Source organism: Allobosea sp. 10L422, assembly GCF_056395345.1.
The window spans coordinates 322,678-336,464 of record NZ_JBFTJI010000001.1; the positions used below are offsets into that span (position 1 = coordinate 322,678).

Here is a 13,787-nt window from a genome sequence, read left to right on the forward strand (position 1 = left end):
ACGCCTCTGCGCAACCCGCCAGCCGATGCTCTGGCACCCAACAGCCACAATGTTGTGACGACCTATTTGCGCCGGGATTGCCTGCTAGTCTTTGCGCGGGATCGACAGATCGCTAGAGTTGAAACCGACCGGGGGAACATGCCGAGTTCCACTCGCACAGGACAGCAGAGGAGTTTCGTCATGATCAGGACGCTTGTCGTCGTCACCGCTCTCGCCGGTTGCGGCGCCATGGCCGCCCCCGCTTCGGCAGCGCCGCTGGCTCCGGCCTCTGCAGCTATCGCCTCGGCCAAGGTCGATTCGGGCCTGCTGCAGAGCGTGCAGTGGCGCCCCTACGGCTATTACGGCCCTCGCTACTATCGCTACAACCGAGGCCCGGCGGTCGGCGCCGGCATCGCAGCTGGCGTCATCGGCGGGGCCCTGGCGGCCGGCGCGCTCGCCGCTCCGCCGCCACCCCCGGTTTACTACGGCTATCCGGCCCCGGCGCCGGTCTATGGCGCGCCCGCGCCTGCCTATGGCTACGGCATCGAGGATGTCGACGCGGTGGCCTACTGCTCGCGCCGCTTCAGGTCCTACAACCCGGAAACCGGCACCTATATCGCCAAGGGCGGTGTGGTTCGCGCCTGCCCCTGACAGGGCTCGACAATCCGATCCCGGATGTTCGCTCCCCGCAGCAATGCGGGGAGTTTTCTTTTCGCGGTGGAAAGCGGCTTGCCATGACGGCGGCGATCCCGCTTATCCTGCGCCCTGCCTAACCCGGAGCGTCTCGTGCGTATCGCCACCTGGAACGTCAATTCGGTGCGCCAGCGTCTCGGCCACCTGCTCGATTTCCTGAAGGAGGCTGAGCCCGACGCGCTCTGCCTGCAGGAGATCAAGTGCGTGGATGCCGATTTCCCGCGCGCCGAGATCGAGGCGGCCGGCTGGCAGGTCGAGACCCACGGCCAGAAGACCTTCAACGGCGTCGCGATTCTCAGCCGTTCCCGGCTGGAGGATGTCCGGCGCGGCCTGCCCGGCGATGATGGCGACGAACAGGCGCGCTATCTCGAAGGGGTGCTGCCCTTGGGCGACGGCGTGGTGCGCGTGGCCTCGATCTATCTGCCGAACGGCAACCCGCCCAACACCGAGAAATATCCCTACAAGCTCGGCTGGATGCAGCGGCTGACCGCCCATGCCCGGATGCTGCTGGAGCAGGAGGAGCCGCTGGTGCTCGCCGGCGACTACAACGTCATCCCCGAGCCGCGCGACGCCCGCGATCCCGCCGCCTGGGTCAGCGACGCGCTGTTCCTGCCGCAGACACGCGACGCCTTCCGCGGGCTGATCAATCTCGGACTGACCGAGGCCGTGCGCAGCACGACCGATGCCGGCGGACTCTACACCTTCTGGGATTATCAGGCTGGCGCCTGGCAGCGGAACAACGGCATCCGCATCGACCATCTTATGCTCTCTCCACAAGCCGCGGACAGGCTCGCAGGAGTGAGGATCGCCAAGCATGTCCGTGGCTGGGACAAGCCGTCCGACCACGTGCCCGTGATGGTCGAGCTGAACTGAGGGCGGCAACCAGCCTTCAGGCTCGGGCTTGACCCGAGCATCTCGGAAACCAGCGCCATCTCGTCCTGAGATTCTCGGGGGCAAGCCCGAGAATGACGGCGCCCTAGTTCTGGCCGTTGTTGCTGTTGCCGCTGTTGCGCGAGCTCGCCATTTGCTGGCGCTCGACGAGGGCCAGCGCCGCCGAGCGATCGGCAGCGGAAGCTGCGGCGAAGGCGGCGGCGTGACGCTCGATGATCCAGGATTCGCGCGCCGGGTCGGCACCCTCGCGGGCCATGGCGAGCCACATCAGGCCGAGCACCGGCTGACGCGGCACGCCCTCGCCACCGCGCAGCAGCATCTCGCCGAAAGCGGCGCGCGCCGGTGCATGCCCCTTCTCGGCAGCGAGCTTCATCCAGCGCGCCGCCTGCCGCGGATCGCGGCTGGTGCCCTGGCCGGTCATGTAGAGGCGGCCGAGATTGTACTGACCGTCCGGGTCGCCGAAATAGGAGGCAGCATAATTGAACATGTCGAAAGCCCGGTCGGGGTTGGGCTTCACATAGCTGCCCTTGATGCCGTCGGAGAAGTAGCCGCCCAGCGCAACGAAGGCGCTGCCGACGATACGGCCCTCGGCCGTGCCCGGAATGGCGTCGGCATTCTCGTCCGCGATCTTCGAGAAATACTCGAAGGCCTTGAGATCATTGGCCGGAACGCCCTCGCCTCCGGCATACATCCGGCCCAGCTTGTACTGCGCGGTGAGGTGCCCCTGCGAGGCGGCGTATTCGAGTGCGCGAACGGCGCCGACCTTATCGCCGGCAGAGGAATCGCGCATCCAGGCCCGCAACGCATCGCGCGCGCTGTTGAACGGCACGAGCGGCAGCGCCGTATGCCCCGTCGGCGTATTGGGTGCGGGAGCGACAATCGCCGCTCCGGGGGCTCCCGACAGGGAATCGCCCGGTTCCGGCAGCGCGGCGCCCGGAATAGCGCGCGGCGGTACCGGCTTTCCGCCTGCAAGATCCTGGGCCCAGGCGGCCTGCTGGCCACCCAGGAACAGGAACAGGCATGCTATGGTCGAGCTAGATATCCGCATAGCAATGGGTTTCGGCCGCCCCTCCTGGATGGGTGACTGCGCCGCCCTTGGCGGAGCCAACCGTCTGCGCGTATTTCCACAGCGCGCCGGAGTTGTAGTCGGTTTTCCTCGGTTTCCAGCCCTTACGACGCTCTTCAAGTTCGGCATCAGAAAGGCGGACTGCGAGCTTTCCTGTGATGGCGTCGAGTTCGATGATGTCGCCGTCGCAGATCAGGCCGATCGGGCCGCCGACAGCGGCCTCGGGGCCGACATGGCCGACGCAGAAACCGCGGGTCGCGCCGGAGAAGCGGCCATCGGTGATCAGCGCGACCTTGTCGCCCATGCCCTGGCCGTAGAGGGCGGCGGTGGTCGACAGCATCTCGCGCATGCCGGGGCCGCCCTTGGGACCCTCATAGCGGATGACGAGCACGTCGCCTTCGTTGTAGGTCCGGTTCCTGACGGCCTCGAAGGCGTCCTCCTCGCGGTCGAAGCAGCGGGCGGGGCCGGTGAAGACGAGTTGATCTTCCGGCATGCCGGCGATCTTCACGATCGCGCCTTCGGGCGCCAGATTGCCCTGCAGGCCGACGACGCCGCCGGTGACCGTAATCGGCTTGTCGGCACGGTAGACGACGTCCTGCTGATCGTTCCACTTCACCGAAGCCATATTCTCGGCGATGGTGCGGCCGGTGACGGTCAGGCAGTCGCCATGGAGGAAGCCGGCATCGAGCAGGCTCTTCATGACGAGCGGAATGCCGCCGACCTCGAACATATCCTTGGCGACGTATTTTCCGCCCGGCTTCAGGTCGGCGATGTAAGGCGTCTTCTTGAAGATCTCTGCGACCTCGAAGAGATCGAAGTCGATGCCGCATTCATGTGCGATCGCCGGCAGGTGCAGCGCGCCATTGGTCGAGCCGCCAGTGGCGGCGACGACCATCGCGGCGTTCTCGAGCGCCTTACGGGTGACGATGTCGCGCGGGCGGATGTTCCGGGCGATCAGCTCCATCACCATCTCGCCGGCGGTGTAGCAGAAGGTGTCGCGGACATCGTAGGGCGCCGGCGCGCCGCAGCTATAGGGCAATGCCAGGCCGATCGCCTCGGCGACCGTCGCCATGGTGTTGGCGGTGAACTGGGCGCCGCAGGAGCCGGCCGAGGGGCAAGCGGCCTCCTCAAGCTCCTTCAGGTCCTCGTCGGACATCGCACCGACCGAATGCTTGCCGACGGCCTCGAACACGTCCTGCACGGTCACGGGGCGGCCCTTGAAGGTGCCGGGCAGGATCGAGCCGCCATAGATGAAGATCGATGGCACGTTGAGGCGCACCATCGCCATCATCATGCCGGGCAGAGACTTGTCGCAGCCGGCCAGGCCGACGAGAGCGTCGTAGCAATGGCCGCGCATGGTCAGCTCGACCGAGTCGGCGATGACCTCGCGCGAGGCGAGCGACGACTTCATGCCCTGGTGGCCCATGGCGATGCCGTCGGTGACGGTGATGGTGCAGAACTCGCGCGGCGTGCCGGCCGCGGACGCCACGCCCTTCTTCACGGCCTGGGCCTGGCGCATCAGCGAGATGTTGCAGGGGGCCGCCTCGTTCCAGCAGGAGGCGACGCCGACGAAGGGCTGCGCGATCTGCTTCGCGGTCATGCCCATCGCATAATAGTAGGAGCGGTGCGGGGCCTTGGCCGGGCCAACGCTCACATGGCGGCTCGGCAGCCTCGACTTGTCGAACACACGCGTATCCATCGCCACTCGTCCCGTCCCCCGGCCAGCACGGCGCGAAGATGTGCCACGCCATGCACGCCGGGAGCAATCGCACCCCCGAATACCCAACAGCGGCCCGGAACCGATCCGATACCCGCACGTTAGTTCCAATTTGAATATATCTCAGGGACTTAACGCCCCGTTTTGCTGGGCGCCGTTTGTGGCGGCATCGCGGCGATTGCGATAGTCGCGAGAGCGCGGGGCGCCGATCTCATCGGTGTGTTGCGGCGATGTCACAAAGTTGAGTGCGGCAGTTGACGCAGCGGCCGCTCAGACCCGTCTGCAAATTCCCTCAAGCCCTCATCCTCGGGAGCCATCCCGCCGGGAATGGTGTCTCGAAGGATGCTCCAGGAGACTCAGGCGAGATCAGGGCCATCCTTCGAGACGCGCCCGAAGGCGCCCCTCGGGATCAGGCTGGCGTTTTCAAGAAGCCGCTCAGAGCACCATGGGAAGGACGAAGAAGCCACCGACGATGATGGCGAGGAGGGCGAGCGCGGTCATCGGCAGATGCTTCTCGATGAAGATGCGGATGTCGTCGCCATAGAAGCGCAAGGCCACAGCGATCATCAGGAAGAAGGTGGTGCGCGACACCACCATGCCGATGGTGAACTTCCACAGGTCGAAATGCAGGAAGCCCGACATGATCGTGACGATCTTGAACGGAATCGGCGTCAGGCCCTTGGTGACGAGAACCCAGAACCAGTAATCCTGCGAGGAGGAGATCAGGTGCGCGGCCTTGTCCTGCAGCCCGTAGATGCCGATCAGCCAGGCGCCGACCGATTCGTAGAGCAGAGCGCCGATGGCATAGCCGAGATAGCCGCCGAGCACCGCGCCGAGCGAGCAGATGCCGGCATAGAACCAGGCGCGGTCCGGCCGGGCGATGCACATCGGAATCAACAGCGGGATCGGCGGCAGCGGGCTGACCGAGCTTTCAACGAAGGTGATGGCGAAGAGCAGCCAGGGGGCAGCAGGATGGGAGGCGTACGAAACGCACCAGTCATAAGCTCGCTTGAGCATGGGTTCTGAACAGCCGGTCCTTTGGCCGCCACGCATTCTGCATGGCGGATTTGCGTCGGGCGCATCTAAGCGGGGTCCGCGAGAGATTGCCAGTCCTCTCTTGGATCAACGTCAATTTGACGACATTGCCGTGACCGGATTGCGGTGGCCGGTCACGATAGCCGCGTCAGGGCCTCGGCGATCTTGAGCTTGCGCGCTTGCGCCGCAGCCTTGCGCTCGCGGTTCTCCTCGACGATCTCTTCCGGCGCGCGGGCCATGAAATCAGGGTTGCCCAGCTTCTTCTCGACGATCGCGATGTCCTGGTCGAGCTTGGCGAGTTCCTTCGTCAGGCGCGTGCGCTCCGCGTCGAGGTCGATCAGGCCGGCGAGCGGCAGCGCCGCCACCTCGCCGCGCACGATGATCTGTGCCGATTGCGCCGGCGCAGCCGCCTCGAAGGCGATGTCGGAAACGCGAGCGAGACGCTCGATCATCGGCCGCCAGCTCTCGATCGTCGCCCGCGTCGCAGCGGAAGCGTTGACGAGCACGAGGGGCGCCTGCGTGCCGGCGGGAACATTGACCTCCGAGCGCACCGAGCGGATGTCCGAGATCAGGTCGACGACGAAGCCGATCTCGGCCTCGGCCGCCGAATCCTTGAGCGCTGAAAGATCGGGCCAGCGGGTGAGGCAGACCAGCGAAGCATCGCCCGTCGCCAGCTTGCGCGGCGCGCCGGCCTCGGCCTTTTGCGCCCAGAGCTCTTCGGTCAGGAAGGGCATGAAGGGGTGGAGGAGCTGGCAGATCAGGTCGATGACGTAGGCGACCGTCGCCTGCGTCTCGGCCTTCGCCGCGGCATCGACGCCCTCGCCCTGCAGCACCGGCTTGGCAAGCTCCAGATACCAGTCGCAGAACTGGTTCCAGACGAAGCGATAGGCCGCGCCCGCCGCCTCGTTGAACTTGAAGCTGGGGATGCCGGCCGCGACCTCCTCGGCCGCCTGCGCGGCTTCGCTGAGGATCCAGCGGTTCAGCGGCTGCTTGACGGCGGCTGGGTCGAAATCGGCAGCGCGCAGGCAGCCGTTCAGTTCAGCGAAGCGCGCGGCGTTCCAGATCTTGGTCGCGAAGTTGCGGTAGCCCTCGACGCGGGAAGTCGCGAGCTTGATGTCGCGGCCCTGCGCCGCCATGGCGGCCAGCGTGAAGCGCAGCGCGTCGGCGCCGTATTTGTCGACGAGCACCAGCGGATCGATGACGTTGCCTTTCGACTTCGACATCTTCGCGCCCTTCTCGTCGCGAACGATGGCGTGCAGATAGACCTCGCGGAACGGCACCTCGTCCATGAAATTGAGGCCCATCATCATCATCCGGGCGACCCAGAAGAAGATGATGTCGAAGCCGGTGACGAGCGTCGCCGTCGGGTAATAGTGCTTCAGCTCGGCCGTCTGCTCCGGCCAACCCAGCGTCGAGAAAGGCCAGAGCGCCGAGGAAAACCAGGTGTCGAGCACGTCCTCGTCGCGCTTGAGCGCGACGGTGTCACCGTAATGCGCCATCGCCAGCGTCTGCGCCTCAGCTTCCGACTCGGCGACGAAGACCTCGCCGTCCGGTCCATACCAGGCTGGGATCTGATGGCCCCACCAGAGTTGGCGCGAGACGCACCAGGGCTCGATATTCTCAAGCCAGTCGTAGAAGACCTTGGTCCAGTTCTCGGGCGTGAAGGTCGTTCGGCCGTCGCGGACCGCCTTGATCGAGCGGTCGGCCAGCGGCTTGACGTCGACATACCACTGGTCGGTCAGCCAGGGCTCGATGACGACGTCGGAGCGGTCGCCATGCGGCACGGTATGGCCATGCGGCTCGACCTTCGCGAGATAGCCGCGCTCGGCCATCATCGCGACGACGCGGCGGCGCGCGACGAAACGGTCGAGGCCGTCGAGCGCGAGCGTCTCGGCTTCCGGCTTGGATCCGGCCAGGAAGTCCTCGTTGCCGGCGAGCAGGATGCGCGCCTCGCCGTCGAGGATGTTGACGACATCGAGCTTGTGGCGCTTGCCGACCTCGAAGTCGTTGAAATCATGCGCCGGGGTGATCTTGACCGCGCCGGTGCCCTTCTCCGGATCTGCATAGTCGTCGGGCACGATCGGGATGACGCGGCCGACCAGCGGCAGCACGGCATCGCGCCCGATCAGATGGCCGATTGTCTCGTTGTCCGGATGAACGGCGATGCCGGTGTCGCCGAGCATCGTCTCTGGACGGGTCGTGGCGACGGTGATGAAGGTCGAAGCGTCGTCCGCGTCGTAGGTCGCGCCTTCGAGCGGGTAGTTGAAATAGTAGAGATGGCCGTTCGGATCGCGGTTCAGCGCCTTGTCGAGCTTGGCGGCGTCGAAGGGCTCCTCGCCGCCCCGCTCCCATTTGAACGTGCCGGTTTTCTCGACCTGCAGGACCTCGATATCCGAGATCGCGGTCTGGAATTTTGGATCCCAGTTCACCAGGCGCTTGGCGCGATAGATCAACCCCTGCTTGTGCAGGCCGACGAAGACCTTGAGGACGGCGGCCGACAGCCCTTCGTCCATGGTGAAGCGCTCGCGCGTCCAGTCGCAAGAGGCCCCGAGACGGCGGAGCTGGTTGACGATCGTGCCGCCCGATTCTTCCTTCCACTTCCAGACTTCGGCCAGGAAGGCCTCGCGCCCCATCGTGCGGCGGTCGGTGCGGTTTTCGGCGGCGAGCTTGCGCTCGACGACCATCTGCGTCGCGATGCCCGCGTGGTCGGTGCCGGGCTGCCAGAGCACGTCCTTGCCGCGCATGCGCTCGAAGCGGCAGAGCACGTCCTGCAGCGTGTTGTTGAGCGCGTGGCCCATATGCAGCGAGCCGGTGACGTTTGGCGGTGGGATCACGATGCAATAGGGCTCGGCCCCGGCGGCGGCGCCCCTGCCCGCCTTGAAGGCTTCAGCCTCGTCCCAGGCCTTGCTGATCCGGGCCTCGACGGCTGCCGGCTCGAAAGTCTTGTCCATCATCACATCGCTCGAACGCAGAAAGGCCGGGGAACCTGCCCCGGCCGGAAAGATCACAGGCCAAAAGGTCTCGTGTCTTAAGAGCGCATGCGAAGGGCGCCCGTCAACGTTTTCGATGACGGGCGATCGCCAGCCTTGCGCTGAAGCGGCTCAACCAAGGTTCGACTGCAGGAACCAGAGCGACTTGTCGAGCATGCGCGAATAGGCCGTCAGGATGTCGGCGGAATCGGCGTCGCCAGCCTCGGCGCAGGCGTCGATCGCGTCGCGAACCTTGTTGCCGGTGTCGGCATAGCGCTCGATCAGTGCGTGGAGATGGTCCTGAACCGACACGATCTCGGTCGGATAGGGCTTGAGCGAGGTCGCCGCGACCGTCGTCTGCGCGGTGCCGAGCGCGATGCCGCCGAGCTGCGCGATCCGCTCCGCGACCGTGTCGACATGCTCGTCGAGGTCGTCGCGAAAGCCGTCCAGCATGAGATGCACGGCAATGAAGCCCGGTCCCTTCAGATTCCAGTGCGCCTGCTTGGTGACCAGCGCCAGATCGATGCCGTCGGCAAGTCGTTCGTTGAGCAGCCCGACGACCTTCGTCTTGGTGTTCGAAGCCAGATCGATCTTGCTCGATTTGACGATCTTCGCGGATGCGGAGGTCTTCGGCGCAGTCTTGGTGGCAGGCTTGGCCATGGCAAATCCCCCTGAGCGGAAAGCGACACATGAAAACGCCGCGCCGAGAACGGCCGCTGCGCGCCACTCCCTACGCGTGGGGGGCGCCATTGTTCCCTCGCCAAGGCCTGAACGCCGGAGGGAACCTGCCACGCGGCGATCCGTTGCATCCAAGACAGCTCAACGGGAGACGCCGACATGCCTCACAACGATCAGAAACGCGTCTGGGACCTCATCGACTCGATCAAATTCGCCATGCTCGTGACCCATGACGGCAATGGCGACGAGCTTCGGGCGCGCCCGATGCACGCCCATGGCAAGCGCGAGGAGGACACCATCTACTTCCTGACGGATCGCCGCCATCACAAGGACGACGAGATCCAGATCAACGATAATGTCTGCCTCGCCTTCTCCGACACGAGCGGACACCGCTATCTGTCGATCAGCGGCACGGCGAGCTTGGTCGACGATCGCGCCCGCGTGCGTGCCCTGTGGGAGCCGAGCAACAAGGCGTTCTGGGACGACGAGAACGATCCCAACATCCGCATCCTGCGCGTGCGGCCCGCAATGGCCGAGTTCTGGGACAGCCCCGGCAAGATCGTCACCAGCGTCAAGATGGCCGCGGCTGCTCTGACCGGCTCGAAACCCGAACTCGGAGAGCACCGCAAGGTCGTCCTCTAAAGCTCTGCTGCTGAACAGGAAAAACGATGCTGAAGCTCATTGTTCATGGCCTCGGGGCATGGTTCGCCGCCGAGGCCGCCTCGGGGCGCTATCCGCGTCCGATTGCGGTCGGGCTGACGATGCTGGTGTCGCGGCTTGGCGCACCCGCGACCTTGCTCGCTGTCGCTGGATACGGGCTCGAACGGCTCAGGGAAGCCGGGGCCTTCGACAGCCGGGCTCGGCGGCCACGCCGCCGCCAGGCAGCACCCGCTGTCGTCCGGCGGCGCCGAGTGCAACCCGCCAGCCCTCCCCGGGAAAGCTCGCAACGAACCGAGACCTGATGGCGCTCCGCCTGCCCCCATGAGCGGCCGCAGGAGCGGGCGGGCCTTGGAGCCGGTCAGCTGCGTCCGCCGCGGGCGACGCGCTCGATCTCGGAGCGGACCAGACGTTCGACCATCGTCGGAAGGTTGTCGTCGAGCCAGGTCTTGAGCATCGGCTTGAGCATGTCCTTGACCAGGTCTTCCAGCGTCCGGGCGTTGTTGCTGAGCACGGTGCTGGCGAGTTGGCCGAAAGCGTTGGTCACGGCCGAGCTGGCCTGGTCCGAGAGCAGGCTTGCCATGTCCACGGCAGGCGCGGGCGACGCAGCGATGACGGGAGCCGGTTCCGGCGCAGGAGGCGGCGGCGCCGCAACAGCAACGGCCGGCTGCTCATCGGCGAAGGCGATGTCGGAATCGTCGACGATGCTGATCGGTGGGGCTGGTTCCGCTTCAGCTGCAGGCGCAGCTGTCGGGGCTGCGATCAGAGCGGCTTCGGCTCCCAGATCAAGCACGTCATCGTCGATAGCAGCTATCGTGGCCGGCTCGGGCTCGGGCTCGGGCTCCGATTGCAGAACCTGAGCGGCAGCAGCCTCGCCCGGCTTCGCCTCATCGTCCGAAATGATCCGGCGAATGGAAGCGAGAATCTCCTCCATCGACGGTTCGTTGGGCTTGGCTTGCGCGCTCATGAAGGCCTGACCGTTTCGACAACGGGCGCGCCGATGGAATCAACGCTGCTCCAAGAGCTGAGTATTCCACGACTTGCGGGGCAGACAAGGCGAGCACAGCCTATCCCACAGGAGAAATCGGCGCTGTTGCGCGAATGCGCCGGCCCCGGTAGCCGCGCGTCCTCGCGCAATGGCGATCTACCTTTGTCTGAGCATCGGATTTGTCCGAAAAGCGAATTCCACTTTTCGGACCGATGCTCGAGGCGGCCGGCATCATGGCCAGCCGCATTTAAGGAGAGCCTCAGCGGCCGTCAGGCGTCTGCGTGCCCCACAACAGGCCCTTGACCTGATCGTAGTGCTGGCGGGGTTCGTAGGTCTCCGCCTTGAGTTTGAGCGTCTGCGAGGAGAGCTTGCCGACGGCCGAAAGCACCGCATAGGAAGCGACGACACGATCGCGCTGCGCCGTCACCAGGCTCGAACGCGCGCTGACCAGCTCCTGCTGCGCGTTCAGGACGTCGAGAGTGGTTCGCTGGCCGACCTTGGCCTCTTCGCGCACGCCGGCAAGCGCCGTCGAGGACGCCTCGACCTGAGCCTGCGCGGCGATGATCTGCGCTTTGGCCGCTTCCAACCCGCCCCAGGCGGAGACGACTGCCGCGCGAACCGTATCGCGCTGCGTATCGACATCGATCCGGCGTTGCCCGGCCGTTTCTTTGGCCTGGCGGGTGCGGGAATAGACCTGCCCGCCCTCATAGATCGGGATCGTCAGCGCGCCGACGATGGTCGCCGACAGGCGGTTGTCGCCGAAGAACGTGCTGTCGTAACGCTGCTGGACCGTGCCGGTGACGCCAAAGGTCGGATAGAGGTCAGCTTCCGTCACCTTCACCTGCAACTCGGCGGCATCGACGCCGTGCAGGGCCGCGACGATCGCCGGATGATTTCCGAGCGCATGATTCAGCGCCAGCGGCAGCGATTTCGGCAGGAGGTTCTCGACCGGACGGGCGGGCGTCAGCGAACGGGGCTCGATACCGATATTCTGGCGAAACCGCGCCACCGAGGTCTTGAGATTCGATTCGGCGAGAATCGCCTGCGACTGCGCGGAGGACAGCCGCGCCTCGGCCTGCGCGACGTCGGTTCGCGTCACTTCGCCGACCTGAAATCGGTCGCGCGTCTGGCGCAGCTGCTCTTCCAGAACCTCAACGTTGTTACGGTTCAGGCTGAGAATCGCCGTGTCGCGCAGCACGTTCATATAGGACGTCGCGCCATCGAGCAGCACGTTCTGCTCGGTATTGCGCAGGGTGGCGCGTGCGCCAAGCACCTGCGATTCGGACTGGCCGACCGAGTTGCGGGTCTTGCCGGCGTCGAAAATGTTCTGCGTGATCGAAACGCCGGCGCCGCGCGGCGCCAGCCGACTGACAGTGCTGTTGTGAAGGCCCGATGACGTACTGCCGGCCGGGGTGTCGGTCTCCAAGATGCTCGCGCCGATATCGGCCGAAGCCTGGATGCGGGGCCGATATCCGGAAAGAGCCTGCGGAACATTCTCGTCTACGGCGCGCACCGATGCGCGCTGCGAATTCAGCGTCGGGTTACCTGAATAGGCCCGAGCCAGCGCGGCTTCCATCGACTGGGCCGCCGCAGGCAAAGCCCATCCGCCTGACATCGCCAAGGCGATGATGGCGGAGAGCCCGAACCCGGAAATCTTGTCGTATTGTCTTTTCACTGGACGCCTCGTGTGCGCACTGAAGTCGCGCCCAGGCTACGCCCCAGCCTCGGCATAAGTCTCAATTTCATACTCTGCCCGACGCCGCGAGCCAACGCATGGGTGCCGTCAAGAGCATTTCCCTCGGAACCTGCCACAAAAATGCGACACCCTCCTTTCGAAAATGCAAACGCTCAAAAGATGAATGCCTCCGGTCGCCGGAACTCGGACAGAACCGGAGCCGCAGCGTCGAACACCGGGCGGCCGGCAACGATATCCGCGGATTTTCGATAGAGTTTGACGCGGGCGGCGCGGCCTGCCCCCTCGACCACGACCAGCCGCCCCTCGGCACGCAGCAAGGGGAAGAGCGATTCCGGCTCGGTCTCGCAAGAGCCGCTCACCAGAATCGCGTCGAACGATTCGCTGGCAGGCTGCGTGGCAGTGATCGTGACCTGGCGAGCGCCGGCGGCGCGCAGCGCACCTTCGGCAAGAGTGCGAGCAGCCGAGTCGGGCTCCCACAATGTCACCTTGGCGCCGACATGGGCCATCAGAGCCGCACCATAGCCGGAGCCGCCGCCATATTCGAGCGCATCCTCGCCCGCCTGCAGGTCGAGCAGCTGGATCATGCGGGCGATGACCATCGGCGCCATCAGCGCACGCCCAGTGCCCGGCAAGGCGATCGACTGATCGAGATAGGCAAGATGCGCGAAATTTTCCGGGACGAACACCTCGCGCGGGACCGCAGCGGCCGCAGCCAGAACGGCCCGATCGGTCACGTCATAGGTACGCAACTGGCAATCGACCATGTTGCGGCGCAGCCCGCTGAAACCTTCCATAACCCTGAATTCTCCGTCTGCGCTGGCACCGGGCGCGCAGCGGCTACGAGAGCACATTCCACGCGGCCGGCTCAGCGCCGTCACGGCTGCTTTGTGTTCGACCCGCGCGCAAAAGGCAAGCGCGCCTTGCATCGCAACAAGGCGGCGGGCGTTTGGGCGAACTAACGATTTCGGGGGGAAATGTTGGCTCCCGGAGCAGGATTCGAACCTGCGACCAATCGATTAACAGTCGATTGCTCTACCGCTGAGCTATCCGGGAACAACGTGGCGGGGTCATAGCGGGGCGCCCCCGGCAGCGCAAGCCCCTTGCGAGCCAACGAAGCAGATTTGTCATCAACGCTGTGGACGGTGCGATGCCGGCTTGCGGCGAACTGCGGCTTGTGGTTATAGCGCTTTCGCTGAAGCGGCAGACGCCGCTTTCGCCGGAAGGCCTCGTGGCGGAGTGGTTACGCAGAGGACTGCAAATCCTTGCACCCCGGTTCGATTCCGGGCGAGGCCTCCAACAGATTTTCAAGCGCTGGTTTCCTTGCGCTTTTCCCCGATTTGTCCCGGTTTTCGACCACCCCGCTTTCCGGCGGGACAATTTTGTCCGCGCTTTTGCCCGTGGAGAGCGTGATTCTCGCC

The 13,787-nt window shown here is 65.4% G+C and carries 12 protein-coding genes and 2 tRNA genes; 5 read left to right on the forward strand and 9 right to left on the reverse strand.

What is annotated here, in order from left to right; translation table 11 throughout:
* Window positions 1–180: 180 nt before the first annotated feature.
* Together AC1DEZ_RS01540 and xth are read left to right on the forward strand one after the other, a co-directional pair.
* A complete protein-coding gene (locus AC1DEZ_RS01540) occupies window positions 181–630 on the forward strand; it encodes a BA14K family protein (RefSeq protein WP_476778350.1) in 450 nt (149 codons plus the stop codon).
* 135 nt (window positions 631–765) lie between these two features.
* Window positions 766–1,545, forward strand: coding sequence for an exodeoxyribonuclease III (gene xth / locus AC1DEZ_RS01545; RefSeq protein ID WP_476778351.1), 780 nt, complete (start codon window positions 766–768; stop codon window positions 1,543–1,545).
* A gap of 103 nt (window positions 1,546–1,648) precedes the next feature.
* Here the strand turns inward: xth and AC1DEZ_RS01550 are convergent, their stop codons facing one another.
* From AC1DEZ_RS01550 to dps, 5 genes are all read right to left on the reverse strand, one after another.
* Window positions 1,649–2,611 (reverse strand): tetratricopeptide repeat protein, encoded by a 963-nt coding sequence (locus tag AC1DEZ_RS01550; RefSeq protein WP_441513284.1) that lies wholly within the window; start codon window positions 2,609–2,611, stop codon window positions 1,649–1,651.
* On the reverse strand, window positions 2,598–4,328 hold the full coding sequence (ilvD, locus tag AC1DEZ_RS01555; protein WP_476778352.1) for a dihydroxy-acid dehydratase: 1,731 nt from the start codon (window positions 4,326–4,328) through the stop codon (window positions 2,598–2,600). Before ilvD ends, AC1DEZ_RS01550 begins: the two co-directional genes overlap by 14 nt.
* 453 nt (window positions 4,329–4,781) lie before the next feature.
* Window positions 4,782–5,363: a YqaA family protein gene (locus AC1DEZ_RS01560; RefSeq protein ID WP_441513282.1), complete on the reverse strand. Its 582-nt coding sequence runs from the start codon at window positions 5,361–5,363 to the stop codon at window positions 4,782–4,784.
* Between the two features lie 152 nt (window positions 5,364–5,515).
* Window positions 5,516–8,335 (reverse strand): valine--tRNA ligase, encoded by a 2,820-nt coding sequence (locus tag AC1DEZ_RS01565; RefSeq protein ID WP_476778353.1) that lies wholly within the window; start codon window positions 8,333–8,335, stop codon window positions 5,516–5,518.
* A gap of 147 nt (window positions 8,336–8,482) precedes the next feature.
* Window positions 8,483–9,010, reverse strand: coding sequence for a DNA starvation/stationary phase protection protein Dps (gene dps, locus AC1DEZ_RS01570; RefSeq protein ID WP_476778354.1), 528 nt, complete (start codon window positions 9,008–9,010; stop codon window positions 8,483–8,485).
* Between the two features lie 177 nt (window positions 9,011–9,187).
* Between dps and AC1DEZ_RS01575 the strand changes: the two genes are divergently transcribed.
* Entirely contained in the window at window positions 9,188–9,670 is a 483-nt protein-coding gene (locus tag AC1DEZ_RS01575) for a pyridoxamine 5'-phosphate oxidase family protein (protein ID WP_476778355.1), read from the forward strand.
* A gap of 26 nt (window positions 9,671–9,696) precedes the next feature.
* Window positions 9,697–9,990, forward strand: a complete 294-nt coding sequence (locus AC1DEZ_RS01580; RefSeq protein WP_476778356.1) for a hypothetical protein — start codon at window positions 9,697–9,699, stop codon at window positions 9,988–9,990.
* Between the two features lie 56 nt (window positions 9,991–10,046).
* On the opposite strand, the gene AC1DEZ_RS01585 is transcribed toward AC1DEZ_RS01580, so the two are convergent.
* From AC1DEZ_RS01585 to AC1DEZ_RS01600, 4 genes are all read right to left on the reverse strand, one after another.
* A complete protein-coding gene (locus AC1DEZ_RS01585; RefSeq protein WP_476778357.1) occupies window positions 10,047–10,652 on the reverse strand; it encodes a PopZ family protein in 606 nt (201 codons plus the stop codon).
* 280 nt (window positions 10,653–10,932) lie between these two features.
* On the reverse strand, window positions 10,933–12,348 hold the full coding sequence (locus tag AC1DEZ_RS01590) for a TolC family outer membrane protein (protein ID WP_441513276.1): 1,416 nt from the start codon (window positions 12,346–12,348) through the stop codon (window positions 10,933–10,935).
* 173 nt (window positions 12,349–12,521) lie between these two features.
* Window positions 12,522–13,163 (reverse strand): protein-L-isoaspartate O-methyltransferase family protein, encoded by a 642-nt coding sequence (locus AC1DEZ_RS01595; protein WP_476778358.1) that lies wholly within the window; start codon window positions 13,161–13,163, stop codon window positions 12,522–12,524.
* A gap of 184 nt (window positions 13,164–13,347) precedes the next feature.
* Window positions 13,348–13,422: transfer RNA gene (locus AC1DEZ_RS01600), tRNA-Asn, on the reverse strand.
* A 169-nt stretch (window positions 13,423–13,591) separates the two neighbouring features.
* Here AC1DEZ_RS01600 and AC1DEZ_RS01605 point away from each other — a divergent pair.
* Window positions 13,592–13,665, forward strand: a tRNA-Cys gene (locus AC1DEZ_RS01605).
* Window positions 13,666–13,787: the final 122 nt, after the last annotated feature.

What these genes read in the sequence shown, in the direction of transcription:
- AC1DEZ_RS01540 (WP_476778350.1), top strand. Translation starts at nt 181, where the DNA reads ATGATCAGGACGCTTGTCGTCGTCACCGCTCTCGCCGGTTGCGGCGCC.
- AC1DEZ_RS01550 (WP_441513284.1), bottom strand. Translation starts at nt 2,611, where the DNA reads ATGCGGATATCTAGCTCGACCATAGCATGCCTGTTCCTGTTCCTGGGT.
- ilvD (WP_476778352.1), bottom strand. Translation starts at nt 4,328, where the DNA reads ATGGATACGCGTGTGTTCGACAAGTCGAGGCTGCCGAGCCGCCATGTG.
- AC1DEZ_RS01560 (WP_441513282.1), bottom strand. Translation starts at nt 5,363, where the DNA reads ATGCTCAAGCGAGCTTATGACTGGTGCGTTTCGTACGCCTCCCATCCT.
- AC1DEZ_RS01565 (WP_476778353.1), bottom strand. Translation starts at nt 8,335, where the DNA reads ATGATGGACAAGACTTTCGAGCCGGCAGCCGTCGAGGCCCGGATCAGC.
- dps (WP_476778354.1), bottom strand. Translation starts at nt 9,010, where the DNA reads ATGGCCAAGCCTGCCACCAAGACTGCGCCGAAGACCTCCGCATCCGCG.
- AC1DEZ_RS01575 (WP_476778355.1), top strand. Translation starts at nt 9,188, where the DNA reads ATGCCTCACAACGATCAGAAACGCGTCTGGGACCTCATCGACTCGATC.
- AC1DEZ_RS01580 (WP_476778356.1), top strand. Translation starts at nt 9,697, where the DNA reads ATGCTGAAGCTCATTGTTCATGGCCTCGGGGCATGGTTCGCCGCCGAG.
- AC1DEZ_RS01585 (WP_476778357.1), bottom strand. Translation starts at nt 10,652, where the DNA reads ATGAGCGCGCAAGCCAAGCCCAACGAACCGTCGATGGAGGAGATTCTC.
- AC1DEZ_RS01595 (WP_476778358.1), bottom strand. Translation starts at nt 13,163, where the DNA reads ATGGAAGGTTTCAGCGGGCTGCGCCGCAACATGGTCGATTGCCAGTTG.